Origin of the sequence: Undibacterium sp. 5I1, from assembly GCF_034314085.1 — a bacterium.
Lineage (GTDB): Bacteria > Pseudomonadota > Gammaproteobacteria > Burkholderiales > Burkholderiaceae_D > Undibacterium.
In genome coordinates this window covers 2,372,713-2,399,370 of sequence record NZ_JAVIWI010000001.1, presented here as the reverse complement: position 1 = coordinate 2,399,370, position 26,658 = coordinate 2,372,713, and the positions used below count along the sequence as shown (strand labels likewise).

Sequence of the window (26,658 nt, the reverse complement as noted above, 5' to 3'; positions counted from 1 at the left end):
TAGGTTGCTGTTGTATGGCTTCGTACCATCCTCCAACTCTGTACACAGTTAATCTTACAAAATAAAAAAAGCTCCACAGTTTTCACTGTGAAGCTTTTTTGCTTAGCTTTTGCTTAACTGATGTGGCGTATTGCACGCCACGTTCAGCGATGTTATTCCTTGCGGAATTACATCATGCCGTCCATACCACCCATGCCGCCCATACCGCCCATGCCGCCGCCCATGCCGCCAGATTTGTCATCTGGTAATTCGGCAACCAAAGCATCAGTTGTCAAGATCAGGCCAGCAACAGACGCTGCATTTTGCAAAGCAGAGCGTGTTACTTTTGCTGGATCCAGAATACCCATTTCAATCATGTCGCCATAAGTATCGTTAGCAGCGTTGAAACCGAAGTTACCTGTGCCGTTGATGATGGCGTTGACAACAACGCTTGGCTCGCCACCGGCGTTAGCAACGATTTCACGCAATGGCGCTTCGATCGCTTTCAACACCAGTTTGATACCGGCTTCTTGATCTGGATTGTCACCTTTGATGACGCCAGCAGCTTGACGTGCGCGCAACAGAGCAACACCACCGCCAGGAACAACGCCTTCTTCTACCGCTGCGCGAGTCGCGTGCAGAGCATCTTCAACGCGGGCTTTTTTCTCTTTCATTTCAACTTCAGTTGCAGCGCCAACCTTGATCACAGCAACGCCGCCTGCCAACTTGGCAACGCGTTCTTGCAGTTTTTCACGGTCGTAGTCAGAAGTTGCTTCTTCGATTTGCGCGCGGATTTGTTTTACACGTGCTTCGATACCAACAGCTTGACCAGCACCATCAATCACGGTGGTGTTTTCTTTGCCGATTTCGATACGTTTAGCTTGACCCAGATCAGCCAAAGTCGCTTTTTCTAATGTCAGACCAACTTCTTCGGCAATCACTTGGCCGCCAGTCAGGATAGCAATATCTTCCAACATCGCTTTACGACGATCACCAAAACCTGGCGCTTTAACTGCAGCAGTTTTCAGGATGCCACGGATGTTGTTGACAACCAGAGTGGCCAATGCTTCGCCATCGACGTCTTCTGCGATGATCAGCAATGGACGACCGGATTTAGCGACTTGTTCCAAGATCGGGAGCAGATCGCGGATGTTCGAGATTTTTTTGTCGAACAACAGGATGAACGGATTTTCCAGAATCACGGATTGTTTTTCTGGGTTGTTGATGAAGTACGGTGACAGGTAGCCACGGTCAAACTGCATACCTTCAACGATGTCCAGCTCATTGTCCAAAGATTTGCCATCTTCAACAGTGATCACGCCTTCTTTGCCGACTTTGTCCATTGCTTTTGCAATGATGTCGCCGATGTTTGCATCGGAGTTAGCAGAGATCGAACCAACTTGAGCGATTTCTTTGTTGGTTGTAGTTGGCTTGGACAACACTTTGATTTCAGCAACGATGGCTGTAACCGCTTTGTCGATACCGCGCTTCAGATCAGTTGGGTTGAAACCAGCAGCGACGTATTTGAAACCTTCGCGAACAATCGCTTGTGCCAATACAGTTGCTGTTGTTGTACCGTCACCAGCGTTGTCAGAAGTGCGTGAAGCAACTTCTTTCACGAGCTGCGCGCCCATGTTTTCTAATCTGTCTTTGAGTTCGATTTCTTTAGCGACTGAAACACCATCTTTAGTCACTGTAGGTGCGCCGAAAGAGCGTTCCAGGACAACGTTACGACCTTTAGGGCCCAGTGTTACTTTAACTGCGTTAGCGAGGATGTTAACGCCATTGACGATCTTAGCGCGTGCATCATCGCCGAAAATTACTTGTTTAGCTGCCATGTTAAATCTCCAGAATCTTGAATGGAATATTGTTTTCAGCCTGCATTACATCGTAAATAACAGACTGAATCACAAAAAATGAATTACTTCTGAACGACTGCGAAAACGTCTTCTTCGCGCATTACCAGAACTTCATTGCCGTCAACTTTAACTGCTTGACCAGAATATTTGCCAAACAGGACGCGGTCGCCCACTTTGACTTCTAATGGACGTACTTTGCCGTCGTCGAGTTGTTTGCCGTTACCAACCGCCAAAACTTCACCTTGATCTGGTTTTTCAGCCGCCGCGTCAGGCAATACGATGCCAGATGCTGTTTTTGTTTCTTGATCCAGACGCTTGACGATAATGCGGTCGTGCAGGGGACGAAGGTTCATACAAACTCCTTGTGATTAGCTAAAAATAGCAATGGTTTTACAAAATAATGTAAGACACTGTGCTGCGATGCTCTGCAACGTTGCCGGTGTCTCACGGACAAAGATGATATTTAAATAATAGTTGCTACAAAAATAAGTACAGGCCAGAGATTGTTAGCACTCTCTCCCGACGAGTGCTAATTATATGGGCGGAAGACACCTATTTCAAGGCTGATTGAGGTGAAATATTAAAAATACTTTAATAATCAGATGCTTATCGATGATGAAGTTATGTTGAATTTTCTTTTAATTTTGATTTGGAATCAAAAAGTCATCAAAAATATCCGTTTAGCGCGACTCTACATGGTGCAAAAAGAAAATCGACAACGATGAAAAAAATCGGGATAGCGAATCTATTCGATTACGCTACCCCGATTATATTTATGCTGTGATTACCGCAGGATGATTACGCTAATTTAAACGGCAATTCGCGTAAGCGTTTGCCAGTCGCTTTAGCAATCGCATTTGCAAAAGCCGGCGCCAGCGGAGGCAATCCAGGTTCCCCCATACCGGTCGGCGCATCTGCACTTGGTACGATATGGACGCTGACTTTTGGCATTTCTGTAATTCGTGGTACGACATAATCACCGAAATTACTTTGTTCCACCACGCCATCTTTTAGAGTGATCGCCGCACCCGGCAAGCACATCGATAAACCCATCAATGCACCGCCTTGGACCTGAGCTTCGATACTCTTAGGATTAACGGCAAGATTGCAATGGATGCCTGCTGTGACGCTATGTAGTGTTGGTGTGCCATCTTTAACCGAGGCTTCTACGACATAGGCCACGACCGTCTGGAAGGATTCATGCACGGCAACGCCCCAGGCATGGCCTTTGGCTAAGGTTTTTTTACCATAGCCCGACTGAGCGACGGCTAATTGTAAGGCGGCTTTATGACGCGGATGCTGATCGCCGATCAGGCTTAAACGATAAGCGACCGGATCTTGCTTGGTCATTGTTGCAATCTCGTCGAGCAAGGTCTCCATCACGAAAGCGGTATGAGTAGAGCCGACGCTGCGCCACCACAATACCGGCACATTGACTTTGGGATGATGTACTGACAGACGCATAGGAATTTCGTATGGCTCTTTCATCCCTTCCAGTGCGGTGGAGTCAATCCCGTCTTTGACCATCATGGCTTCAAACGGTGTGCCTGCCAGAATCGATTGTCCTACGACCACATGATCCCAACCGGCGATTTTACCCTTGGCATCAAAACCGATTTGTGCCCGATGCACATGCATAGGCCGGTAGTAACCGCCTTTGACATCATCTTCACGACTCCACAACGTGCGAACCGGCGCGGTCAATCCTGCGGTCTTGGCGGCTTTGGCAACTGTGCATGCTTCCGCCACAAAATCGCTGGTTGGCACGGCGCGGCGACCAAATCCACCACCTGCCATTTGTACATTGACCTTGAGGTTTTGCGGTGGGATTCCCAAGACTTTTGACGCTGCAAGACCGTCTATGCCTGGCATTTGTGTTCCTACCCATAGTTCCGCTTTATCACAATTGATCGCGACGGTGCAATTGAGTGGCTCCATCGGCGTGTGTGCTAAAAATGGGAAGACGAATTCAGCATCGATCTTCATAGGCGCTGCCGCCATACTTGAAATATCGTCGTTAAATTTCAGCTTACCAGTTTGTTTCGACAGCTCTTTGTAGCTCACCAATAATTGCGCACTATCTGCTTTTTCAACAGCTGAGTTATCCCATTGGATTTTGAGCGCGTCACGGGCTTGCTTGGCAGACCAGTAGCCATCGGCAATCACGGCAATACCTTCGCCGCCGCGATCAACCGGGATGCGGATAACGGCCTTCACGCCGCGCATTGCTTTGGCGGCGGTATCGTCAACACTGGCAATTTTGGCGCCGAATACTGGAGGACGGGCAACCACCGCTGTCAACATGCCGGGCAGATGGGTGTCGATCCCGTATTGTTGCGAACCGGTCGACTTCGCTCTGGCATCGAGGCGACCTGTAGGTTTACCGATCAGGCGAAAATTCTTCGGATCTTTGAGCGTCACATTTTCTGGTACAGGCTGGCTCATTGCTGCTTCTGCCAGTTCACCGTAACTTAGCTTTTTACCGCCCGGACCGATCACGATGCCGTTTTGTGTTTTTAAACTGCTGGCATCTACATTCCATTGCTTCGCTGCTGCAGCGACCAGCATGGCGCGTGTCCGCGCGCCTAGTTCGCGGTACTGTGTGTAAGAATTTTTGATCGAACTGGAGCCGCCCGTTAAATGAATCCCAAACACAGGATCAACATAAGCGGGGTTGCTATCGCCATGCACACTCTTGACTTTGCTCCAGTCGGCATCCAGCTCTTCTGCCAGTATCAGCGGTAAACCAGTCTGCACACCTTGTCCAAAATCGAGCCGATTGATGGTGATCGTAGTCGTACCATCTTTATCAATCCGGACAAACGCCGCTGGTTGTTCGATTGCTTTCAGTCCGCTGGCTTTCGCTGCAGCCGGATCTTGGCTGTTTTGTGCGTTGCCGATGAGCGGATAGACGCCGAGAGCAAAACCACTGATCGTGGCAACTTTTAAAAAGCGGCGACGTGGCAGATCAGCGTGTGCGCTGATCGCATTGTTTGCGCCGGACTCTTGCTCGAACATAGCTTGCAATTGTTTTGGTAATTCATTACTGATATCAAAATGCATGATCGTCTCCTGGTTCAGGCAAGGTGGGTGGCTGCATCATGGATTGCAGCGCGGATACGGACATAGGTTCCGCAACGGCAGATATTGCCCGCCATTGCGGCATCAATATCGGCATCGCTCGGTTTTTTATTCGACTTCAGAAGCGCCGTCGCGCTCATGATCTGTCCGCTTTGGCAGTAGCCACACTGCGCTACGTCGTGCTTGACCCAGGCGTCTTGCACTACCTTGCCAACTTTGTCGCCGGACATGGCTTCGATCGTCGTGATCTTTTGTCCTGCCACGGCAGAAATCGGCGTGACGCAAGAACGCGTAGCTTGCCCGTTGATATGCACGGTGCAGGCGCCGCACAAAGCCTGACCGCAGCCAAACTTGGTACCAGTCAGACCCAACGAATCGCGTAAGGCCCACAACACCGGCGTACTGGGATCGGCATCGAGAGTATGTTCTTTGTTATTGATATTGAGAGAGGTCATGGCTTGCTTCTCCATTAGGTTGATATCGGGGGAGTTGTACGGAGGCGACAGATAAAAGGCACGCTGCCAAGTACAAAAGGCTGGCTACGTCGTTGATGAACCGACGCTTATTTTGAGCTAGTTTAGGAATCTTTGCTGATGATATTAAGAAAGTTGATACTACGTGACTTACGGACTTGCCTTCGTGCTGATCTGACCCAAAAACGTTCCTGCTAATTTGTAACAAATGAAGACTTCCGTAAGCAGGCTTGACGAGTTTTATCGCATATTTGTTATTTCTTCTTAACATAATCAAGCAATCACCGATGAGAGTGCATTTGCGCTTGTCTAGCAGTTACTAAAAACGGTGTGACATCTACTTACAAAGTGCGAATAGGCAATTAGGTTCAAGTTATCTATTGTTTCAATGTGTGAAAACAAGATCGAAACTAATAGAACGTTTAGAAAACAGCCCATCGCAACGGAGGCAGTACATGTCAGAGAACACGAGTTTGGCGGATACATCCGCGCCGATCGCATCAAACAACCCTCCTCAGTCAACAGACGATAATAATAAAGCCAGGATAAATTTATCTAGTACGACTCTTGCTAATGGCGTACTTGCAGGATTGTCAGCATTATCAGCCTTATCACTAAGCGCTTGCGGTGGCGGTGGCTCAGATGCTGTCGCAACATCTGCTGGCACGAGTTCTGGGCCCGTCACTCCGCCTGTTACTCCTCCAGTAACGCCGCCGGTCACACCACCCGTCGGCATTACTGCCGCCCAGGCTGCGCGCTTTTTAGTGCAGGCGTCGATGGGTGCGAACAGAGCGCAAATAGCGCAGGTACAGCTACTTGGTTATTCTGGCTGGCTGGATGCACAATTCGCCTTGCCTGCATCGACTGCCCGGTTTGATTGGCTGGTAGCTAAGGGGTTTAATGCCGCTACTTATCAGAACTCAGAAGCGGGTTTTGATTCTGCTGCGTGGTCCAAGCTACTTTCATCTCCCGATACATTACGACAGCGCCTGACCTTTGCTATTTCTGAAATCACGGTAGCGGCGATTGATGGTTTGATCGGAGGTGGCTGGCGCGCCTTTTCGGCGGCTGCCTATCTTGATTTATTAGAAACCAATGTGTTTGGTAATTATCGTACTTTGTTACAGCAAATTTCGACCAGCGCTGCGATGGGACAGTTTCTGACTTTTCGCGGTAACGTTAAATACAATCCGGCCACCGGTGCGCTGCCAGATGAAAACTATGCACGCGAATTAATGCAATTGTTCAGTATTGGTTTGCTAAAGCTAAATCAAGATGGTTCGGTGCAGCAGGTCAACGGCGTCTCGCAAGAAACTTATGTTCTGAGCGATATCACCGGGTTGGCAAGAGTGTTCACAGGCTGGGACTTTAATCTGGATGCGTTGAAAACCACCACGCCAGATTTTTTACGTCGGCCAATGACACAAATACCCGCTCGTCACGAGCTGGGTGAAAAAGATTTTTTGGGCATCACTATCCCGGCAGGTACCAATGGAGTCGATAGTTTGCAAATGGCCTTGGATGGCATTTTCGCACATCCCAATATTGCGCCCTTTATCAGCCGCCAGCTAATACAGCGCTTAGTTACAAGCAACCCAAGTACAGCGTATATACAACGTGTTACGACCGCATTTAGTAATGACGGCACCGGTGTCAAAGGTAATTTAAAAGCAGTCATCAAAGCAATTTTGCTAGATACCGAGGCGCGTAGTGATGGCGGGATTACCGATCCCAACTTTGGAAAATTGCGTGAGCCGATTTTGCGCTTTACCGCCTGGGCCAGAGCATTTAATGCCAGCTCGGCAACCAATGCCTGGCAAATTGGCGACACTACAAATCCCGCCACCGCATTAGGACAAAGTCCTTTGCGCTCGCCATCGGTATTTAATTTTTTTCGCCCCGGTTACGTCCCACCTAACACGGGATTTGACAGCGCATCCTTAGTCGCACCAGAGTTTCAGATCACGAATGAATCAACCGTCATCGGCTATGTCAATTATATGCAGCGTGCGGTCAGTACCGGGATTGGCGATGTAAAAGCCGATTACAGCAGCTTATTACCATTGGCTGACAACGCGCAATCCTTGCTGGACGAATTGAACTTGGTTCTGGTTGCCAGCCAGTTGAGCAGCACGACATATAGCCTGATTCTCAATGCGATTAATGGCATGCCAAGCGGTAGCGACGCGGTGCGGTATAACCGGATTTATGCAGCGCTGACGATGATCCTGGCGTCGCCAGATTTCATTGTACAAAAGTAGTCCATCTAAAAAAAGCAAAGGGAAATCATGAAAAACATTATTCGGATGGATGCATCACGCCGGGCATTTTTAAAAAAGGCCAGCGCCTTGTCATTAGCTGGTGTCGCTACGCCATGGGCGATTAATTTAGCCGCGATGGCAGAGGCCTCAGCAGCGAATGCGACCGATTACAAAGCGACTGTTTGTATTTTTTTATACGGTGGCAATGACTATGGCAACACGCTGATACCTTATGACACCACCAACTACTCTTTGTATCAACAACTGCGCCCAACCTTGTGTTACGCCCGCGACAGTTTGAGCTCCACAATTCTGGTGCCGAAAGTCGCCCCCGTCGATACCGCAGGCGTGAGCCGGCAATATGCGTTGGCACCAGAGCTGGCACCATTGCTACCGATTTTTAATGCAGGGAAAATGGGCGTGATGCTGAACGTCGGCACCTTAGTACAACCGACGACCAAGCTGCAATACACCAATAAATCGGTGTTATTGCCACCTAAATTATTTTCACATAATGATCAGCAATCGGTATGGCAATCGTCGGCGCCAGAAGGTGCGGTGTCTGGCTGGGGCGGACGCATGGGTGACTTGTTTGAGTCCAGTAATGGCAATACGACTTTTACTTGCGTCAACGTATCTGGCAACGCAGTCTATTTGTCGGGTAACACAGCAGTGCAATATCAGGTTTCTACCAGCGGTTCTGTCCCCTTAAATGCCAGTACCAAGCCCTTGTTTGGATCAGCCGCATGCTCGACTGCGCTGCAAACACTGATGACACAAACGGGCAGCAATTTATTTGCGACAGAATACAACCGGGTGACCAGACGATCTATGGATGCCAACCAAATTCTGACTAGCGCCTTAGCGGGTGCGCCGGCTTTAACGACGGTTTTCCCGACGAATAATAATTTGGGTGATCAGCTCAAAATGGTGGCAAAAATGATTTCTGCTGCCAGTAGTTTAGGCGCAAAACGGCAAGTGTTTTTTGTATCTATGGGGGGCTTTGATACGCATGACGGTTTGCTCGACATCCACCCAGGTTTGCTGACCAGTGTGGCAGATGCGATGTCGGCATTTTATAAAGCGACCCAAGAATTAGGTGTGGCGAACAATGTCACCAGTTTCACCGCGTCTGATTTTGGGCGAACATTAAGCGGCAACAACGACGGTTCAGATCATGGTTGGGGCAGCATGCATTTTATGATGGGGGGCGCAGTCAATGGCCAAAGTTTTTATGGCACACCACCGATTGTTGCTAGCGACGGGCCAGACGATGTAGGCCAAGGACGCTTGTTGCCAAGCACCTCGGTAGACCAGTACGCGGCAACGCTGGGTAAGTGGATGGGCGCGTCGGATTCTGACTTGCTGACGCTATTGCCGAACCTGCATAATTTTGATGCGAGTAAACGTAATCTTGGATTTGTGTAGATGGCTAGGGACTGAATTTAAGAATGAGTTGATGAGTGCGGATAACATCATGCTAGAGTCCTGTCTTAGCGACTTCCTGTTTTAAAGGGACGCTTTATTTTGACTACAAGGGTGATGACAAATGGCAAAGAAAGAAGAAATAGATCCAGAAACCGCTGCCCTCATCGCATGGTGTACTGAGGTAGAAGGTTTTCTGGTCAAAGGCGGCGCGACTTTGCGTCAGGCACAGGATCATATTGAAGAGGAGATCGATTGGTTTACTGATTTATTCTTTGATGGTTTGACGCCAGAGCAGGCGGCTAAAGAAGCATTGAGCGAGTAATAAAGATAAGGGGAGATTTTAATATACTCCCCTTATTTTTTTATAAATATGCCTTATTGTCCATAGATTATATGGACAATGTAAATATACTAATATCCAGTATGTGTAGATTGTCAGCGAAAAATAGTGATCGCTGCGCTCCCAAAAGTAAGATTTTTTAGTGACACAACTTGTCGTCACCACTGACAAAAGTTCGCTCCTAATTATTCGATACCACGCTGATGCACTTGCCAGGCTAAATTAGCACCGCATAAATCCTCTATCGCCGTCCCCACAGATTTAAATACCGTGATTTGCTGATCATCACTGCGCCCTGCATGCTGCTGGCTGACCAACTCTGCCAGCTCGGCGACGATGGCGCTGCGTTGCAGGCTGCCGTTGCTCAAAGTTTGGGTCAGGTCGCCGGCTTCCGCGATCGCACCTTCGTAGGTGTCTACAAACACAGTTGCTTTGGACATCAGCAGATCGTCAACCTCCCGCATGCCAGGAGTAAAACCGCCGACCAGATCGATATGAGTTCCGGCTTTGACCCATTCACCCATTACAATCGGCGTGGTGCTGGTGGTGGCGCAACTGATCACATCTGCTTGACTGACAGCGCTTGCCAGATCGGTGGCGATGCTAAGCCGGATATGCGCAGGTAATTCTGTCTGTGCTTGAATGGTCTTAAGGGTTTGCGCCGCTTTATCTGTCGACCGGCCCCAGACCGTAATTTGTTTGATTGCCCGTACTTGGCTATGGGCGCAGGCAAGGTAAGGAGTTAGGCTGCCGGTACCAACCATCAACAGATGTTCGCTGTCAACACGTGACGCATAGCTGGATGCCAGCGCAGATGCGGCTGCCGTGCGCCGTAAGGTTAACTCCTCACCATCGATCAATGCCAGCGGCACACCACTCACGGTATCAAACAATATAAATACCGCATGCACAGAGGGCAACAAGGTATTTTGCGGAGCCACTGTTACCAGCTTCACACCGGTCGTGCCTTGTGGCTGCCATACCGGCATCAACAGCAAAGTAGAAACCGGCTGTTCAGACAAGCTATATACATGCCTTTTTGGCGCAATGATGTTGCTGGCAAATGCAAGTTTTAAAGCAGGTATCAGATCAGCATAAGTCAAAGTCTGCTGCAGAGTTTGCTTGTTGATGTAGGGAATGGTGCTGGGAATCTTATTGGACTCGGTATTGGACATGGATGACAGCCTTGTTTGGCGATTGGTTTAGTCGCCTTGGTTGTGACAGTAATCCTTCATTCTAGCAACATCGGAGACAGGTAATAAAAAAGACCGGACAATTAAAAAAGCCCGAACGACTCGGGCTTTAACTGACATTTAATTCGATCCAACTTACTTTTTACAGCACAGTGACTTTGACATCAATATTGCCGCGGGTTGCATTTGAATATGGGCAAACTTCATGCGCCTTAGCAACCAGGGCTTCTGCAGCTGCGCGATCCATGCCAGGGATGGAAACATTTAATGCGACTTCTAAACCAAAACCGCCTTTGTCATTTGGGCCAATACCGACTAAGCCGTTGACGGATGTATCCGCTGGCAATGCTACTTTAGTTGCAGCGGCGACAAATTTCATTGCGCCAATAAAACAAGCGGAATAACCAGCAGCGAACATTTGCTCCGGGTTAGTACCTTCGCCGCCTGCACCGCCTAGTTCTTTAGGTGTGCTCAGTTTAACGGCGAGGTGATTGTCGTTACTAGCTGCTGTGCCATCACGACCACCAGTTGCTGTTGCGTTTGCTGTGTAAAGTACTTGCATGTGATTCTCCGGTTGGATTGGACTAATGAGTTTAGTCCAAATAAATAATTGATCAAGCTGAAATAAATGTTGCTGCGACTAATGTTCGATCTACTTACTCTGAAATTCTAACTACGTCGTTTTGGCATTATCGCTGCCAGTGAAAATATAATAGTACACAATTAAATTGTGCGCAATCTAAATTTACAGAAATATTTAATAAACTTATTTAAAACCGGTATTTAAAAAGCATATTTAAAAATCTGACCATGCAAATATCTCAAGCAATTCTTTTGGGTAATATTTGTTGAACAATACTGCTCGGTTAGCCTAAGTTGCTCTCCGTTAAATCACCTCTGATTTGCGATAACTGAGACCGCAGATTGATTAAGGTTTCTTTAGTTTGTCCACTGGCGCACATAATTTGCAGAGGGATTTCTTTGGCAGCTTTTTTTAGTTGCTTACCTTGTTTAGTTAGCGTGATCCTGACCTGGCGTTCATCGACCTCGTCGCGTGTACGCTGCAGCAGATCGGCGGCTTCCATCCTCTTTAACAGTGGCGTTAACGTGCCGGAATCCAGGAATAGCGCCTCGCCTATATCTTTGACTAGAATACCGTCATGCTCCCACAGCACGATCATGACCAGGTATTGCGGATAGGTCAGGCCGATTTTTTCTAACAAGGGTTTATACGTCTTGGTCATCGCCAGGGACGCAGAATACAGCGCGAAGCAAAATTGATTGTCTAGCGCTAGTAAATCGACTTCAGTAGTAGTACTGTCTTTAGAACTATTTTTAGAGGTATTTTTCATTGCTGTATTAATACGCTGATGATGGTGGATCTGAATGTCACGTCTTGCCAGAAATTGCATAAAGTGTGCATGAATTATCGGCGCTCCGGGTCAGATTATCAAATAAAGACTTTAGCGTTGCCACGATGCAGCGGCAGGTTTGAGTAAGTCCTAATAATGTCACACGTTATAATGCAGACTATTTCATATTAAGGTAAATCGTGACGTTCATCGAAAAACTCTCCGCCGCGTGGGCGAAAAATAATTCTTTGTTGTGTGTCGGGCTTGACCCTGATGTATCTCGCTTCCCCGCAGAGATCGCGCAGCAACCAGATGCAATTTTTGCATTTTGTAAAACTATGATTGATGCGACCGCGGATCTGGCCTGTTCATTCAAGCCACAAATTGCGTATTTTGCTGCCTTGCGGGCAGAAGATCAGTTAGAAGCTATTTGCCGCTATATCAAAACAACCTATCCGGCGATCCCGATTATTTTAGATGCTAAGCGTGGCGATATCGGCGCAACCGCCGAGCAATATGCGCGTGAAGCATTTGAGCGCTATGACGCCGATGCTGTGACAGTCAATCCGTACATGGGTTTTGATTCAGTCGCGCCTTACATGGAATGGAAAGACCGTGGCGCGATCGTTTTGTGCCGCACCTCCAATGCAGGCGGATCGGATTTACAGTTCTTAGATGTCGGTGGCAAACCGCTGTATCAGCATGTCGCCCAATTGGTAGCCGACAAATGGAATACTAACGGCCAATGCGCCTTGGTCGTCGGCGCAACTTTTCCTGCGGAGCTGGCGCAAGTACGTCAGATCATTGGTGATATGCCTTTGCTAGTGCCGGGGATCGGTGCGCAAGGCGGCGATATTGCAGCGACAGTGGCCGCCGGTAAAACGGCTGGCGGGACTGGGATGATGATCAATTCGTCCCGAGCGATCTTGTATGCCAAACCGCAAGCCGAGGAAAACTATAGCCGAGCTGCGAGACGGGTTGCGATGGAAACCAGAGATGCGATTAATGCCTGTCGTATTTAAGTAAAAGCGTTTGATTGAAGAGTTAAAAAGGGAGCCTGGCTCCCTTTTGTCATTACAGCTTATCGGTCTTAAAAACAGACTTACAGCCTAAGCACTGACAGAAATACTACTTCCAGAGCCGGTATTGCCAGACTGAAAAGGATCGGAGTAGGCTTGCAATAACTGCAATGCCTTTCTGAATAAGGTGGCATCGCTGCTGGTGCTGGCGTTGCCGCTACTGTCGGAAGTGGTGCCGGTTGATCCCGTGCTGGACGATGCTGCATTGGACGACGTTGCCGCTATTCCAGTAGCGCCCGTGGCATTGGTGCTGCTGGCGGTACCTGATGAGCTGGTACCCGACGTTGCTGAGCTAGATGTTACGTTTAGCTTGGCCTCGGCGGCGGCTAACAGTTTCTCTGCATAGGCTAAACTCTCTTTGGTTGAAACCGTGCCATCTTCATTAGTGTCTGCCGGGTCATAGGTTTTTGTCGCACTGCTGCTGGCGGTTGCACTGGCAGCGCCACCGCCACCACCGCTTTGTTCGCCAGAATCAGCTGATTGAGCCTGACCAGAGCCCGCGCTTTGGGTTGTTGGTGGAGGTGGGGCTTGATTGCTGACATCGCTAGTGCCTGCACCAGAAGTGCGGCGGGCGTTGAACTGGCTTTCTAGTTCATCGCTGAGTTTTTGCAAACCAGAGCTGAATTCCTGTTTAGTGACTTTACCATCGCTGTCACTATCTAGTTTTTTGAAAAGATCGCTAATCTCGGTCGTGCTGCTTGAGCTGCTGCCAGAAGCGGTAGTGGCATTGGAGGAGGTCGTAGCGGAAGTGGCGGAGGACGAGGAAGATAGTTTGCTAAAAGCCGACTGCAAATCAGCTTCGCTTAAATAGCCCTGATTATTGGTATCAAGCTTACTAAAAACATCGTCCGCAATCTGCGTCGGGTCTGGCTTTTGTTTTTGTACATTGCTGGAATAATTATAGGCCGAGGTAGTGCCTATGCTTCCTATTGAACTCATGATGTCGCTCCCTTCTGATTGATGACGTTAGTAAGCAAAGTGCTGCGAAAAAACTGATAGTGCCAGTTTCTCGCAGTGATGTTGCTTAGCTGTGTCTGCTTTGTATCAGAATCGACATATTTAAAACGAACACAAGAAGTTGAGTATGTTCAGAACAATCACTCAATAGAATTTAATTAGAATAATTTTTTGCTAAAAAGGCAATTTTCTCGGCAGGCTGATTTGCGCAGTCAGGCCGCGGCGGCCAGTATTATTGAACAAAACTAAATCGCCAGCATGCTGGCGCGCGATTTCTCTGGCGATACTTAAGCCCAGGCCAACACCGCCGCTATTTCTATTTCGTGATTCTGATAAACGGACAAATGGTTCAAACACCTGCAGTAACTGATCTGGCGGAATACCTGGTCCATCGTCGACAACCTGGATTAAAAGTTGATCGGGACTATCGTGCAAAATAACCTCGACTTCTTTGCCATGACTGAGCGCGTTTTCTAAGAGGTTAGAAATACAGCGGCGCAAATCAGAAATAATCGCAAAGAGTGGCTGAGCATCGCCTGAAAAATGTACCTGATGTCCTTGCTCTTGTGCATTATCAACCAAGGCTTCCACCAAAGCTTGCACGTCCAATAATTGTCCCGCTACGGTCGCTTTGCCATTACTGCGCAGGTACTCCAAAGTCGCATCCAGCATCAAGCGCATTTCTTCTATATCTTGTTGCAATTTATCTTTGGCGGCATCGTCGTCCAGATGCTCTATCCGTAATTTCATGCGGGTTAAAGGTGTACGCAAATCATGCGACACCGCAGCTAAAAAGCGACCTCGCTCTTCTAATTGCAATCGAATCCGTTCCCGCATTTTATTAAACACGTTGGCTGCCTGACGCGCCTCTGCTGGGCCGGTTTCCAGCAAAGCTGGCGCATTCAAATTGTCACCAATCTGGCTTGCGGCATGTGCCAGACTTTGTATCGGTTTTGCCAAGTTGCGTGAGCCATACCAGGCAGCAATTGCAAGAATTAAAAATTGCATAGACATACTCAGAAAAAATCCCAACATCGGTCCCGGGAAGTGATCCTCGTGCGGTGGCAGATGCCTTAGCGAAGCCAGATTATCGGGCGGTACCGTTTGTATTTGTGCAGAAAGCGGTAACCTGTTTTCTGCACGCGGATGTGGAAAACGGTCACCCAAAAATACAAATAGCAAGATGAAGGTCATGATATGACTGACGATCACCGCGCCCATTGCCAATCCGAACAAACGCGTAAAAATCGTATCAGAGAAAAAACGACGTAATCCCAATCTTGTTGCCGATGTTGTCGTCATTATTTAATTCGAGGAAGGATGAGGCAAGGATGGCGATGGCAGCAGTGTCGCTGTAACTGTTTTCGATGTAGATGCAGATGCCGGTGGCTGAAACATATAGCCTTCGCCGCGTATAGTTTTTAGCATTGATGGTTGGCGCGAATCCTCACTGAGTTTTTGCCGTAGTCGTGAGACCAGCAGATCGATACTACGATCAAATGCCAAAGACGATTTGCCACGTGCGATATCCAATAACTGATCGCGGCTAAGAACTTGCCCCGGGCGCTTTACAAAAGTGAATAGCAAACGGAACTCTGCATTGGACAGCGGCACCACTAAATTGTCGGGTGTATTGAGCTGGCGCGTGTGGCAATTAAGACGCCAGCCATGGAACGTAATTTCTTCTTCGGTACGGTTATTGTGCGGGCTAATTTGGTTGCTCAGGTTGGTCTGACTAGTCTGACCAACCTGTGTCCGGCGCAAAATCGTATGGATACGCGATACCAGTTCCCGGGTATCAAAGGGCTTCACTACGTAGTCGTCTGCACCAAGCTCTAAGCCAATAATTTTGTCGGCAGATTCGCCGCGTGCGGTCAACATCAGGACGGGGATTTGGCTGTCTTTGCTATTTCGCAGACCTCGCAATAAAGAGAGACCGTCTTCATCAGGCAACATCAGATCAAGCAAAATAATATCGATCTGGGTAGTCGCTAATTGTTGACGCATCGCTTTACCATCGGCGACCGTGATGCAGCGGATACCAAATTTTTCTAAATAGCGTGCTAACAGTTCACGGATGTCAGCATCATCATCGACCAGCAGGGCATTAATGTGCGGCTCCGGCAGCGTTGCCTGCGAGTGGGCTTTACTGGCGTTGGGGCTCGTTGTGAGTGCATCAGTGTGTATATTAGTCGTAGACAAATCGATTTCCTTCACACTATCTTTGACAGGACTTGCGCTACATTATTCCGGCGAAGTTCTTTAAAATTTTTTGCTACGCTTCTTTAACATAGCGTAGCAACTTATCTAAAGCATGCACTATCGTTTGCTCACGTACAGCGTGACGATCACCGCTAAATACTTTGCGTTCAGTATGCGTGATGCCTCCAACCAGCCAGGCAAAACAGACTGTGCCAACCGGCTTGCCCGGTACTGCACCGCCCGGACCAGCGATGCCCGTGGTGGAGAGCGAGACATGGGCCTCAGAATTGGCTAGCGCACCTTCTGCCATGGCCGCGGCAATTTCTTCACTGACCGCACCGTGCTGTGCAATCAATGCGTCGGAGATATTTAATAATTCCGTTTTGGAGGAGTTGGAGTAAGTGATAAAGCCGCAATCAAACCATTCCGAGCAACCAGCGATTTCGGTAATGGCTTGGCAAACGCCGCCGCCAGTGCAGGACTCTGCGACCGACAATAAAAGTTTTTTGGATTGCAGGGCTGAGCCGACTTCGGTAGCGAGTTGAATAGCGTTTAGCATGGCATGGTCTCCTGAGGTGAATTAGCTCAATTAGTCGAATAAACGAATCAAGTTGATGAATTACTTTACCACTTTGTCCATGCGCATTGATAGCGACTTGATGAAGTTTCAGCTTTGTAAAGTGGATTTTTACAAACGGGCAAAATCAGATCTTTAGCTAACACTACTGGCTGAAACAGTTTGCCTGTAGACGTTGAAAGAGCGTAAAAAAGTACGTATTTGGAATACTTTTTTAGTTTTTATAACAAGGATTGGATTGAGATGATTTTATATACTCATGGTGAGTATATTTTATTGTCCAGGTAATATCTGGACAATTAGCCATATTTATTAAAAGTAAGGGGGAGTATATTCAATTTAATGAGGAGTTTAACGCAATGAAGCCGTCAGATTACTCGCCACAGAGCAAATAGCAACAAGGTATAAAACGCGGCCAGAATATCGTCCCACATCACACCAAAACCACCTTTGAGCTGGCGATCAAAATAGCCTATCGGTGGTGGCTTGACCATATCAAATACCCGGAACCAGAAAAATGCCCAGCATTGGGTAGAAAAACTGGCAGGCGTGACAAACAGCAATACCAGCCAAAACGCGATGATCTCGTCCCACACCATGCTGCCATGATCTGCCACGCCCATATTGCGCCCGGTTACCTGGCATGCCCATACACCTACTACAAAACCCAGCACAATAATCCACGCCCATGAGCTTGGCGTGAAAAAATCTGGCCAGCGCGTGCTCAGCACATTAAAACTTAGCCAGGCGAATAAGGTACCGCTGGTACCAGGCATGATGGGCGAGAGTCCGCTGCCAAAGCCTTGCGCGAGGATATGTGCCGGATGGCTTAGCATAAAGCGTGCGCTTGGTTTGACTGTTTTTATGCCGTCGGTGCTAGAGGTGCTAGAGGTGCTAGAGGTGTTAAATATGCTCATGGACTGATTCTGTCTCGGCTATGGACTACTAAAATGATCAAAAGAGGTCAATGATAAAACTAACGGCTGCCCGCTGGCATCCAGCAAGCGTAAGCCAAGATCAGTCTCAATCCGGCCAACACGTGTGACCGTAGTCTGGCTGTGGCGTCCCGCCTCCGCAACCGCATCGCGTTGGCTAGCAGGGGCGGTAAAACATAATTCGTAATCATCACCACCCGCAAGACAAAACTCGCGGCGCTTGGTTTGATCTTGTTTGCGCAGTGCCAAACCTGCTGGCAAATCATCCACCGCCAAGCTGGCACCAACACCAGATTTTTTTAGAATATGCCCAAGGTCGCCGATCAAACCGTCCGAGATATCCAATGCCGCATGCGCAATACCCTGCAATGCCGTGCCCAGCGCAATACGTGGTGTAGGCTGATGCATGCGTGGTGCGGCAATCGCCAGATCAGCGTCACTCAAGCGCATCTCACCCCAATAGTGCGCCAATGCCAGACGCGCATCGCCTAAAGTACCAGAAACCCAGATGTCATCGCCGACCTGCGCAGCATCGCGGCGCAAAGCTCGTCCGGGCGGTAATTCACCAAAAATCGTGATGCAAATTGTCAGCGGACCTTTAGTTGTATCGCCACCGATCAAAACACAGTCGTGTTGCTCCGCCAGCGCCAGCAAGCCGCCAGAAAATTCTGCCAACCAATCTGGTTTTGCTTCTGGCAAGGCTAGCGCCAGGGTAAACGCAACGGGTTTGGCACCCATCGCTGCGAGGTCAGACAAATTCACCGCCAAACATTTATGCCCCAGCATGCGCGGATCGGCGTCAGGAAAAAAGTGCCGGCCTGATACCAGCATATCGCTGGAAATCGCCAATTGCATGCCGGGTGAAGGCTGGAGTAAAGCGCAGTCGTCACCTATCCCCAGCGCAATCCGGCGGTCGCTGCTGGCGGGTGTGACGAAATACTGTTGGATAAGGTCGAATTCAGAGAGCATGCCGGATTGTACCGAATCCCTTTTGTTGATCAAGTGAATAATGATTAGCGATTTACTCACTTGAGTCTGGCTCACCAAAGCCAAATTAGTTTCATTGAATTTCTTACTTCAGAAATGAGCTAACACATCCAGATTGATGTTGTAGTTTGTACCCAAATGAATGAATATAAACTTTCCGTAGGGAAAAACCTGAATCTTCGGGTTAGAATTCGACGCACTTGATTATTGTCGAATATGCAACTTTATTTAAAGTTTCAATGCGATTTAAAGTTTAATCCGCAATCAAATTTTTAATTCGACAAGCGAGGCTATTTTTTTACACTATTCGTCACCCGGTCACCCATTGGGGTACGTTGCAGTTGTTATCCACATCCCGATACCTACTGACTTTATTGATTCGTGTACAAACTAAAAAACTATTTCCGTACTTGGCGACTAAAGGGTGTGTATTTCCGCCTTTATTTTCCGTTGGCATTATTAATCGTTCTTGTTTGTGGGTTTAGATATTATTTGTTGATCGGGGCCGAAACGGAAGATGTTAAGCAGCGTTGTTCTAACGAGATGCGACAAGTAAGTCATTTCTTAATAACCTCACTGAAAGAGTTGTCGACCAAGCATCAATCCAGTTAGATAGCACAATTAATCTAGCGCGAAACAAGTAGTAGCGACCAGATTATAAAAACACCTGGCAAGATAAATATGATCAATCTTAAAAATCGATCAGAGTTTTGTCAGAAACATGCTAGAAGACCAAGAAGACCTTGCGTTAATCAGTGCGGTTATCGGCCTTGCTGATGCTTTTAAACGCGAGGTAATTGCCGAGGGTGTTGAGACAGCAGAGCAGGGCGTCTCCTTAATGCGACTTGGTTGTGATTATGCGCAAGGGTATGTCATTGCGCATCCCATGCCAGCGCACACAGTAGAGTCTTGGGTAAGAACATATAGACCAGCATCTGAGTGGAGTCTGCAAGCCAAACTTGCCTAGCGGAGTGTTGGCGCAATGTTGGCTTAAGGACGGCCGCTATGCAGTAGGATGTCGGTTACTAATTTTTTTGATTAAATGACCTTAATAATGATGATCTCTATACGTCGCTACCTTGCAACTGACTGGAACAGTATTTGGCCGATCTTGCAGACTACTTTTGCGCAAGGTGATACCTATGCTTATGATACTCAAAGCACCGAGGCAGAGATACATAGCGCGTGGATTAAGACACCTGCCGCTACTTATGTCGCCTGCGCAGCAGATGGACAGATATTGGGTACTTATATCCTCAAACCCAACCAGCCAGGTTTAGGTAGCCATGTCTGCAATTGCGGTTATGTGGTCGCGCCAGATGTACAAGGCAAGGGTGTCGCTTCTGCAATGTGTGAACATTCGCAGTCAGAGGCAATCGCGATGGGGTTTCTTGCTATGCAATTTAATTTGGTGGTGTCTACCAATGAGCGCGCCGTGCGCCTTTGGCAGCGACTGGGCTTTAGCGTGATTGGTACTCTGCCTCTCGCTTTTAAACACCGTCAACTTGGTTATGTTGATGCTTTTGTGATGTTTAAGACCTTGGTAAGTCCACCATCTGATTAGATGTGGACAGGATTATGCGCTGATAGACCAACACACCTTAAGACAGCCAGTGCATAATCCTGAGTGCCTGCTATAGGTTAAATATTCTCAAGGACTACAATGATACGTGTTGCCATTTGTGATGATCATCAAATTGTTCGTGCTGGATTTAAGCAGATTTTTTCTGAGGTAGCCGATATTGAGGTCGTGGCTGAGGCAAGTACCGGTAGAGAAGCGTTGGATATTGCGCGGAATAAGTTGTGCGACGTAATGCTGCTCGATATCAGCATGCCAGATCAGAGTGGCATTGATACTTTGCGCACCATCAAGCAAGGGCAGCCAGAATTACCGATTTTGATTTTAAGTGGTTACCCAGCTCAGCAATACGCGGTCAATTTATTCAAAATGGGTGCCAACGGTTATCTGAATAAAGAGTGTGACACCGACGAGCTGATTAAAGCTGTTCGCACGGCCGCGACCGGACGGCGTTATGTGAGTGCAGAGGTGGGAGAAATATTGGCGCAGGGCTTTGATCAGGATGTTACTGCAGCTTTACACACAGAATTATCTGATCGGGAGTTTCAGGTATTTTTGCGCTTGGCGAAAGGAGAATCGGTGTCTGATATCGCGCTTGTTTTATCGCTTAGTGTAAAAACGATCAGCACCTACCGTGCTCGCGTGATGGAAAAAATGCACTTGCATTCAAACAGTGATCTGACGTATTACGCTTTAAAAAATAATTTGCTGGATTAAAAATTACTTAAAAAAATCGTCAGCTATCTCAATAAATTTACTTGTATCGCAAGCTTGTTTTCCCATTAATTTTCAAGACTTTAATGTAGCAAGTCCCGAATACGGCTTACCAGCAAATCCATCTCACGCGACTTATCAAAAAAATCTTCAGCACCGTATTTAAGACTGTGGGTTCGCAATGCTGGCGTAGGATGATTGGTAAATACAAAGCGCTTTCCGTAATCACGAGCATCATTTTGTAAGGCGGCTAACACGGCTAAGCCATTACCTTCGCTCAAACTGATATCTACAATCGCAACGTCCCATTCACTAGCCCTCAATTGCTTTAAAGCGTCTTTTTCGTTCTCAGCAAAACCTACCACTTCGATCTGTTCCGTGTCATGCAACATGTCGATCAGGACAGTACGGATTCGCTGAGAATCCTCTATTAAGAACACTTTAAGTTTTTTCCTTACATCCATAATTTCGACCTCACGTAACATCGCTGAAGATGTTGACGATTTTTCAGTTATTTGCTGCATTGCGGCTCCAATTCGCGATTTCCATTTATGATCTCGCTTTAGAGTCATTGTAAACAGGGTGATAAGTGCTTGCAATCAGCGTAAACTGAAGATGATGTAGGAGTGTTCCTACGTGCAGATTTTTCGTACTATTTCGTGCTTAGTTTTATTAATAATCGCCAGCTAAAATTTTAAAAAAACGCATAACAGTCGCCACATCCATAGCAAATTAGGATATTCGTGTGAATAAAACTTCCTCCACTTCACTGCCGCTGTACATCACAGCTTTATTTGTCGTTTGTTTAATTACCTTGATTGGTAACGCGATATCTGATTATCAAAATCTGCAAAAGCTGAAAAATAATACCGATTGGATCGAGCACACCTGGAATATTAAAGATCATTTAAAAAATGTGAATTTGCTCATCATGGATGCCGAGAGCAGCATGCGTGGTTATTACTTGTCAGGCGATGAGGTATTTTTGGGGCCGAAGAAAAATGCCGCTATTCAGCTTAATCAGGAATTTCTGTTACTGAATAGTTTAGTCAAAGATAATCCAGCTCAAATCAAAAACCTATCTCAGTTGCGCGAGATGTTTGATCGGAAAATGAAAAAATTTGATCAAGGTATTGCGCTATATAAAGATGGTGGTTTAGATGAGGTTGTTAAGGTAATTCGGCTAGGTGAGGGCAGAGAAATCATGGATGAGATCCGTCTTCTGGATGTCATCATGGAGAAAGAAGAATTGGAGTTATTATCTAATCGCCGTACTCAATTTTTTAATGAGCATAATCAGGCGCTATGGATAGGTAATCTGATCAATATCATTGCTATTCTGGTGCTAATGCTTTTTTATCGGCTGATACAAAAGAGCTTTGCAAAACAAAGAGAGGTGGAGGCAGAATTAAAAACGACAAACGATAATCTTGAGTCTACGGTCATGGCACGTACTGAACAGCTGTCAGTTTTGTCGCATCATCTGCTGCGTGTATCTGAGGAAGAAAAAGCAAAATTAGCCCGAGAACTACATGACGAAATGGGGGCTAGCCTGACCGCTATCAGTATGGATGTATCAATGTTGACGGAGAAATTAAAGATCAAAGAGCCAGCTTTGTCTCTTCAGCTACAAAGAGCAAAAACCACCTTGTTAGAAGTGGTTGATCTTAAGCGTCGCATTATCGAAGATCTGCGTCCCAGTATGTTGGATAACCTTGGTCTGGCAGCATCCATACAAAATTATTGTGACGAGGCGGCGCGTATCGCTGGCTTGCAACTGGTGATGGATATTGATGAGGATATCGACAGAATAGATCCAGCCTGGTCTATTGCTTTATTTAGAATCGCGCAAGAATCGCTGACGAATGTGATCAAGTATGCCAAAGCAAAAAAAGTCACAGTCAGTTTAAAAAGAGAGCGGTCGGTACTGTATTTACAGATTTTAGATGACGGTATTGGTATCTCTATTGACGCTATTAAAAAGCCGCGCTCACATGGATTGCTGGGGATGCGTGAGCGTACTCTGCTATTGGGCGGAACGTTTACGATCAAACCAGGTAAGGACGATACGGGTACATTAGTTGAGGCGCGTATTCCCTACCCGGGACAAAGTCCTGCTAGCGAAATGATCTGACGGCTATCGTTTGATTGCCGCGTTTGCCAGCATTAAATCGAAAGCATGTCTGGCGACTTTGTAGCATTCGCCAGCATGTGCTTCCAGGCCTTCTCTATCCAATACCGTGATGCTGCCGCGACGATATTTTAACAAGCCGGCATGTTGTAACTTGCCAGCGGCCTCGGTAATGCTCTCACGGCGTACACCTAGCATATTTGAAATTAACTCATGCGTTACTTTCAGCTCATTGGTCGGCAAACGATCTAACCGGTCTAACAACCAACGGGATAATTGCTGGTCTACAGAGTAGTGGCGACCAGATACAGAATTTTGTGCCATCTGTGCGAATAAGGCTTGGGTATAACGCATCATCAAAGACTGTAATTTGTCGCCTTGATTGCAAGCTTCTTTTAAGACCGACGTTTTTAAACGATAGGCGTAGCCTGTGCTTTGTACCATCGCCGTACCCATGGCACTTTCGCCCATCAGTGCAGAAATACCGACCATACCCTCATGACCGATCACGGCAATCTCTGTTACGCCACCATCTGCCAGTACGTATAAGAGCGCAACGATGGCAGTAGTTGGGAAGTAGACATAAGAGAGCTTATCGCCGTAGTCATGCAATTTTTGATCAAACGACAGATCGACAAATTCTAAGTGCGGCAAAAGGAAGGCTAATTCTTCAGCGGGCAATGCTGCCAACAAATCATTTTGAATTGGACCGATAGGACGTGGATTCAATACTGCATTGATGGCGAAATCATGTTTCAGCAAAGAGCGTTGTAAGCGTGGCGCTACATCTGCTTTGATGGAGATTTCAGTGCGCAAGGATTCAGTCATTTTTAGCCTCTCATTTAAATTATAACTTACGCAAAACCGCCCCAGCTGCGTTGCAGCGACTAGCCGTACTAAAGTACTGTCGTCGTCGCTACGTCTTGCTAGGACAATTTTGCGTAAGTCCTAAAATCACATAAGTCGTATCAAACTTGGTCAAAGTTGCTGCAAACATCAACACGTCTGGTGTCAGTGCATGAGTTGTACTTTATGTGTTTAAAGTAAGAGTTGCCATCGGAATAAGGGGCGTACTTTTGTACGCAAAGAGCCTGGGATGTTGTCAGCGTTGTCTTACAGCATACGCAGGGAGAATAGCATCAGAGATTGTTTTTGCCGAGAAAATATCTGGCGTTTTAACCTGTTAATTTAATATACTCCCATCTAAATTGTTTTAAAATAGCGCATTGTCCAATGATTATATGGACATTAAAAATATACATAGTGGTAGTATATTATTATCTTGTCTAATTATTGAACTGGTTTTATGCGCTTTTAGCACTGTATTTTGTTGCCGTGTAATGTCAGATTCTTGATTGGTGCGTGTAGGACCCAGCTTTAATCCAGCGTCTGAGTTACCTGAGTTAGCGCAAAGCGGATCAAATCTGCTTGTCCTTCAATATGTAATTTGCGTTTGATATTGAGTCTGTGCGTTTCTACCGTTCTGACACTTAAGTTGAGTTCGCGGGCGATGTGTTTATTGGATTTGCCTGTAGCGATGCTTTTGAGTATGCCTTGTTCTCTTTGGGTCAGCATCTGCGCCGCCGAGGGCGCAGCGGATTGTTTTTGTAAACCTGAGCTGAAATACCGCTTACCCTCCATCACATCATGGATGGCCGCGATGATCTCTTCTGCTGGCGCATCTTTTAAAACATAAGCACGTGCGCCAGCTTGCATGGATTGGCTGACATATTCTGCTTTCTCATGCATGGATAACATGATCACTGCGATTTTTGGATAATCCCTGCTTAACTGTGCAGTCAAACTAATACCGTTAGCAGAATTTGCCCCCAAATTGATATCCATCAGTATCAGATCAATGGGCAAGTTGGCTGCCAGTTGCAGCGCCTGCTCAGCATGAGCTGCTTCACCAATAATATGGAAATGCGGAATTGTTTCCAGCCTTGCTTTAAGGCCGTCTCTGACTAGCGGATGATCATCTACCAGCAGCAGATTGATGAATTTTGTGGTGGCCTGATCTGGCGTTGCTGTGTTCATGATGAGTTCCTTGCGATGCTGGTGATGCGGGCAATAACTTGGGTGCCGCTGGCGCTGGAATGCAATTCTAACTGGCCGTTGACGGTTGCCAGTCGCTCTCGCATATTGCTTAATCCTATACCGCGTTTGGGGTGACTGGCGATACCTTGTACGTCAAATCCGGCACCATTATCCTCGATCATTAAATCGACAGAATGTTTGTCGCCCCGTAAAGTAATCTGCACCTGTGTCACCTGGCCAGCATGTTTGTGGATATTGGTCAAAGCCTCTTGGGCGATGCGGAATAAGACCGTATTACTGATGTCGTCCAAACCATCGCAGTCGCCATCGCTTAAAAAGTTGACTGGCAGGCCAGTGTCTTGGGTAAATTCTTCGCTTAAATGCTCAAACGCTGCGGCGAGTCCTAGATCATCCAGCATTGCAGGGCGCAGATCGTGGGAGATTCTTCTGACCTCGCCTAATGCATCGTTGAGTTGGGTTGTGGCGCGCATGAATGAGGATTTAGCAGATATATTTTTAGACCCGTTCTCAGAGACGGGTTCTAATTGCTCCGCATCCAGCTTGGCTAAGCCTGATTCGATTTGCAATTTGACCGAGACTAATAACTGACTCAATCCATCATGCAGATCACGCGACAAACGGGCGCGTTCATCCTCTTGCGACCGGACTACACTTTGCGCCAGCACCTTGAGTTTTGCCTCTGCTACGCGAGATTCGCTAATGTTTAATGCCAGGCCAGAAGCGGCAATCAACAAGGCGCTGGTGATGGCAATGCCGGCAATCCAGAATAGAGTGCTTTGGCTATTTTTAGTATTTTGTACTTCGATTTTATTCAAAGCATTATTCACGTCATCGAGATAAATACCGCTACCCAGCATCCAGCCCCAGCGTTCCAACGGTATGACATAACCTAGTTTGGCGGCGACCTTGTGGGTGGAGGGTTTTTCCCACAGATAACGCACTACGCCGCCACCTTCCTGCGCTTTAGCGATCAACTTCCTGATGGTGAAATTACCCTCAGGATCTTTCATATTCCATAAGTCCTGGCCAACCAGATCGCTCTGGCGTGGATGCATCAAATTTTTGCCATGCATGTCATATACATAAAAATAACCATCATCGCCAAAATCTAGCTTGGCTAAAATTGCCTTGGCTTCTTCTTGAGTGCGGAGATCTTGTTTTTCTGCATTGTATAAATTCGATATCGCAGCAGCACCCAAGGTGACATAGTGTTTTAACTCAATCTCTTTACTCGCCAGATAAGCTTGTTCCACAGTCGTGCGCTGTTGCTCCGCAAGCAAAGTGGTCTGATAAAAAACCGCCATCGCAATCGCTGCCAAGGAAAGCAGCAGAGGGGTGATTGCAAACAGGATAATTTTTTGCCGGAGCTTCATGGATATGAATTTAATTTATTCGAAGGATAGAGTTTTAACATTAGCGCTAAATAACAATTTTAAGTGTCAATTTTAAGCATCAAGGTATATGAAAAAAGCC

25 protein-coding genes are annotated in these 26,658 nt (G+C 47.2%); 8 read left to right on the top strand and 17 right to left on the bottom strand.

The features are described from left to right. Positions 1-167: 167 nt before the first annotated feature. From groL to RGU72_RS10615, 4 genes are all read right to left on the bottom strand, one after another. Positions 168-1,817 (bottom strand): chaperonin GroEL, encoded by a 1,650-nt coding sequence (gene groL / locus RGU72_RS10630; protein ID WP_322119694.1) that lies wholly within the window; start codon positions 1,815-1,817, stop codon positions 168-170. 83 nt (positions 1,818-1,900) lie between these two features. Beyond that, positions 1,901-2,191, bottom strand: a complete 291-nt coding sequence (gene groES / locus RGU72_RS10625) for a co-chaperone GroES (protein ID WP_322119693.1) — start codon at positions 2,189-2,191, stop codon at positions 1,901-1,903. A gap of 445 nt (positions 2,192-2,636) precedes the next feature. Further along, positions 2,637-4,901 carry a xanthine dehydrogenase family protein molybdopterin-binding subunit gene (locus RGU72_RS10620; protein WP_322119692.1) on the bottom strand — a complete coding sequence of 755 codons (2,265 nt, stop codon included), beginning with the start codon at positions 4,899-4,901 and terminating at the stop codon, positions 2,637-2,639. A 14-nt stretch (positions 4,902-4,915) separates the two neighbouring features. Beyond that, entirely contained in the window at positions 4,916-5,374 is a 459-nt protein-coding gene (locus RGU72_RS10615) for a (2Fe-2S)-binding protein (protein ID WP_322119691.1), read from the bottom strand. 473 nt (positions 5,375-5,847) lie between these two features. Here RGU72_RS10615 and RGU72_RS10610 point away from each other — a divergent pair, with 473 nt between their 5' ends. From RGU72_RS10610 to RGU72_RS10600, 3 genes are all read left to right on the top strand, one after another. Next, the gene (locus tag RGU72_RS10610) at positions 5,848-7,653 is read left to right on the top strand and encodes a DUF1800 domain-containing protein (RefSeq protein WP_322119690.1); all 1,806 of its coding nucleotides are present in this window, start codon (positions 5,848-5,850) and stop codon (positions 7,651-7,653) included. 27 nt (positions 7,654-7,680) lie between these two features. Then, a complete protein-coding gene (locus RGU72_RS10605) occupies positions 7,681-9,081 on the top strand; it encodes a DUF1501 domain-containing protein (RefSeq protein ID WP_322119689.1) in 1,401 nt (466 codons plus the stop codon). A 121-nt stretch (positions 9,082-9,202) separates the two neighbouring features. Further along, on the top strand, positions 9,203-9,403 hold the full coding sequence (locus RGU72_RS10600) for a hypothetical protein (protein WP_322119688.1): 201 nt from the start codon (positions 9,203-9,205) through the stop codon (positions 9,401-9,403). Positions 9,404-9,606: 203 nt separating this feature from the next. Here RGU72_RS10600 and RGU72_RS10595 read toward each other — a convergent pair whose 3' ends face one another. The 3 genes from RGU72_RS10595 to RGU72_RS10585 form a co-directional block, all read right to left on the bottom strand. Then, entirely contained in the window at positions 9,607-10,596 is a 990-nt protein-coding gene (locus RGU72_RS10595) for an ornithine cyclodeaminase family protein (protein WP_322119687.1), read from the bottom strand. 160 nt (positions 10,597-10,756) lie between these two features. Next, entirely contained in the window at positions 10,757-11,176 is a 420-nt protein-coding gene (locus RGU72_RS10590) for an organic hydroperoxide resistance protein (protein WP_322119686.1), read from the bottom strand. Between the two features lie 304 nt (positions 11,177-11,480). Next, positions 11,481-11,966 (bottom strand): MarR family transcriptional regulator, encoded by a 486-nt coding sequence (locus RGU72_RS10585; protein WP_322119685.1) that lies wholly within the window; start codon positions 11,964-11,966, stop codon positions 11,481-11,483. Positions 11,967-12,166: 200 nt separating this feature from the next. On the opposite strand from RGU72_RS10585, the gene pyrF reads away from it, so the two are divergent. Next, positions 12,167-12,988, top strand: a complete 822-nt coding sequence (gene pyrF / locus RGU72_RS10580; RefSeq protein WP_322119684.1) for an orotidine-5'-phosphate decarboxylase — start codon at positions 12,167-12,169, stop codon at positions 12,986-12,988. 87 nt (positions 12,989-13,075) lie between these two features. Here pyrF and RGU72_RS10575 read toward each other — a convergent pair whose 3' ends face one another. From RGU72_RS10575 to thiL, 6 genes are all read right to left on the bottom strand, one after another. Continuing rightward, positions 13,076-13,984: an EF-hand domain-containing protein gene (locus RGU72_RS10575; RefSeq protein WP_322119683.1), complete on the bottom strand. Its 909-nt coding sequence runs from the start codon at positions 13,982-13,984 to the stop codon at positions 13,076-13,078. 192 nt (positions 13,985-14,176) lie between these two features. Continuing rightward, positions 14,177-15,304: an ATP-binding protein gene (locus RGU72_RS10570; RefSeq protein WP_322119682.1), complete on the bottom strand. Its 1,128-nt coding sequence runs from the start codon at positions 15,302-15,304 to the stop codon at positions 14,177-14,179. Positions 15,305-15,307: 3 nt separating this feature from the next. Continuing rightward, a complete protein-coding gene (locus RGU72_RS10565) occupies positions 15,308-16,204 on the bottom strand; it encodes a response regulator transcription factor (protein WP_322119681.1) in 897 nt (298 codons plus the stop codon). A 73-nt stretch (positions 16,205-16,277) separates the two neighbouring features. Then, positions 16,278-16,763, bottom strand: a complete 486-nt coding sequence (locus RGU72_RS10560; protein WP_322119680.1) for a CinA family protein — start codon at positions 16,761-16,763, stop codon at positions 16,278-16,280. A 386-nt stretch (positions 16,764-17,149) separates the two neighbouring features. Then, positions 17,150-17,617, bottom strand: coding sequence for a phosphatidylglycerophosphatase A (locus RGU72_RS10555; RefSeq protein ID WP_322121620.1), 468 nt, complete (start codon positions 17,615-17,617; stop codon positions 17,150-17,152). A 99-nt stretch (positions 17,618-17,716) separates the two neighbouring features. Further along, entirely contained in the window at positions 17,717-18,685 is a 969-nt protein-coding gene (gene thiL / locus RGU72_RS10550) for a thiamine-phosphate kinase (protein WP_322119679.1), read from the bottom strand. A 706-nt stretch (positions 18,686-19,391) separates the two neighbouring features. Here thiL and RGU72_RS10545 point away from each other — a divergent pair. From RGU72_RS10545 to RGU72_RS10535, 3 genes are all read left to right on the top strand, one after another. Then, a complete protein-coding gene (locus RGU72_RS10545) occupies positions 19,392-19,670 on the top strand; it encodes an EAL domain-containing protein (protein WP_322121619.1) in 279 nt (92 codons plus the stop codon). 90 nt (positions 19,671-19,760) lie between these two features. Further along, complete coding sequence (locus RGU72_RS10540) at positions 19,761-20,267, top strand: N-acetyltransferase (protein WP_322121618.1); 507 nt, start codon at positions 19,761-19,763, stop codon at positions 20,265-20,267. A gap of 99 nt (positions 20,268-20,366) precedes the next feature. Continuing rightward, a complete protein-coding gene (locus RGU72_RS10535) occupies positions 20,367-20,999 on the top strand; it encodes a response regulator transcription factor (protein ID WP_322119678.1) in 633 nt (210 codons plus the stop codon). Between the two features lie 80 nt (positions 21,000-21,079). Here RGU72_RS10535 and RGU72_RS10530 read toward each other — a convergent pair whose 3' ends face one another. Beyond that, a complete protein-coding gene (locus RGU72_RS10530; protein ID WP_322119677.1) occupies positions 21,080-21,520 on the bottom strand; it encodes a response regulator transcription factor in 441 nt (146 codons plus the stop codon). Between the two features lie 221 nt (positions 21,521-21,741). Here RGU72_RS10530 and RGU72_RS10525 point away from each other — a divergent pair, with 221 nt between their 5' ends. Continuing rightward, a complete protein-coding gene (locus tag RGU72_RS10525; protein WP_322119676.1) occupies positions 21,742-23,130 on the top strand; it encodes a CHASE3 domain-containing protein in 1,389 nt (462 codons plus the stop codon). Positions 23,131-23,133: 3 nt separating this feature from the next. Here RGU72_RS10525 and RGU72_RS10520 read toward each other — a convergent pair whose 3' ends face one another. From RGU72_RS10520 to RGU72_RS10510, 3 genes are all read right to left on the bottom strand, one after another. After that, positions 23,134-23,955: a Crp/Fnr family transcriptional regulator gene (locus RGU72_RS10520; protein WP_322119675.1), complete on the bottom strand. Its 822-nt coding sequence runs from the start codon at positions 23,953-23,955 to the stop codon at positions 23,134-23,136. Between the two features lie 549 nt (positions 23,956-24,504). Continuing rightward, complete coding sequence (locus RGU72_RS10515) at positions 24,505-25,164, bottom strand: response regulator transcription factor (RefSeq protein WP_322119674.1); 660 nt, start codon at positions 25,162-25,164, stop codon at positions 24,505-24,507. Further along, positions 25,161-26,558, bottom strand: a complete 1,398-nt coding sequence (locus RGU72_RS10510; RefSeq protein ID WP_322119673.1) for a cache domain-containing protein — start codon at positions 26,556-26,558, stop codon at positions 25,161-25,163. The genes RGU72_RS10515 and RGU72_RS10510 overlap by 4 nt, the downstream gene beginning before the upstream one ends. Positions 26,559-26,658: the final 100 nt, after the last annotated feature.

Excerpts from the sequence above, each read along its gene's own strand:
- RGU72_RS10530 (WP_322119677.1), bottom strand. The coding sequence starts at position 21,520 with ATGCAGCAAATAACTGAAAAATCGTCAACATCTTCAGCGATGTTACGT.
- thiL (WP_322119679.1), bottom strand. The coding sequence starts at position 18,685 with ATGCTCTCTGAATTCGACCTTATCCAACAGTATTTCGTCACACCCGCC.
- RGU72_RS10610 (WP_322119690.1), top strand. The coding sequence starts at position 5,848 with ATGTCAGAGAACACGAGTTTGGCGGATACATCCGCGCCGATCGCATCA.
- RGU72_RS10555 (WP_322121620.1), bottom strand. The coding sequence starts at position 17,617 with ATGCTAAGCCATCCGGCACATATCCTCGCGCAAGGCTTTGGCAGCGGA.
- RGU72_RS10570 (WP_322119682.1), bottom strand. The coding sequence starts at position 15,304 with ATGACGACAACATCGGCAACAAGATTGGGATTACGTCGTTTTTTCTCT.
- RGU72_RS10520 (WP_322119675.1), bottom strand. The coding sequence starts at position 23,955 with ATGACTGAATCCTTGCGCACTGAAATCTCCATCAAAGCAGATGTAGCG.
- RGU72_RS10615 (WP_322119691.1), bottom strand. The coding sequence starts at position 5,374 with ATGACCTCTCTCAATATCAATAACAAAGAACATACTCTCGATGCCGAT.
- RGU72_RS10585 (WP_322119685.1), bottom strand. The coding sequence starts at position 11,966 with ATGAAAAATACCTCTAAAAATAGTTCTAAAGACAGTACTACTACTGAA.
- RGU72_RS10560 (WP_322119680.1), bottom strand. The coding sequence starts at position 16,763 with ATGCTAAACGCTATTCAACTCGCTACCGAAGTCGGCTCAGCCCTGCAA.
- RGU72_RS10575 (WP_322119683.1), bottom strand. The coding sequence starts at position 13,984 with ATGAGTTCAATAGGAAGCATAGGCACTACCTCGGCCTATAATTATTCC.
- RGU72_RS10600 (WP_322119688.1), top strand. The coding sequence starts at position 9,203 with ATGGCAAAGAAAGAAGAAATAGATCCAGAAACCGCTGCCCTCATCGCA.
- RGU72_RS10540 (WP_322121618.1), top strand. The coding sequence starts at position 19,761 with ATGATCTCTATACGTCGCTACCTTGCAACTGACTGGAACAGTATTTGG.
- RGU72_RS10590 (WP_322119686.1), bottom strand. The coding sequence starts at position 11,176 with ATGCAAGTACTTTACACAGCAAACGCAACAGCAACTGGTGGTCGTGAT.
- RGU72_RS10515 (WP_322119674.1), bottom strand. The coding sequence starts at position 25,164 with ATGAACACAGCAACGCCAGATCAGGCCACCACAAAATTCATCAATCTG.
- RGU72_RS10510 (WP_322119673.1), bottom strand. The coding sequence starts at position 26,558 with ATGAAGCTCCGGCAAAAAATTATCCTGTTTGCAATCACCCCTCTGCTG.
- RGU72_RS10535 (WP_322119678.1), top strand. The coding sequence starts at position 20,367 with ATGATACGTGTTGCCATTTGTGATGATCATCAAATTGTTCGTGCTGGA.
- RGU72_RS10605 (WP_322119689.1), top strand. The coding sequence starts at position 7,681 with ATGAAAAACATTATTCGGATGGATGCATCACGCCGGGCATTTTTAAAA.
- RGU72_RS10620 (WP_322119692.1), bottom strand. The coding sequence starts at position 4,901 with ATGCATTTTGATATCAGTAATGAATTACCAAAACAATTGCAAGCTATG.
- RGU72_RS10595 (WP_322119687.1), bottom strand. The coding sequence starts at position 10,596 with ATGTCCAATACCGAGTCCAATAAGATTCCCAGCACCATTCCCTACATC.
- groES (WP_322119693.1), bottom strand. The coding sequence starts at position 2,191 with ATGAACCTTCGTCCCCTGCACGACCGCATTATCGTCAAGCGTCTGGAT.
- groL (WP_322119694.1), bottom strand. The coding sequence starts at position 1,817 with ATGGCAGCTAAACAAGTAATTTTCGGCGATGATGCACGCGCTAAGATC.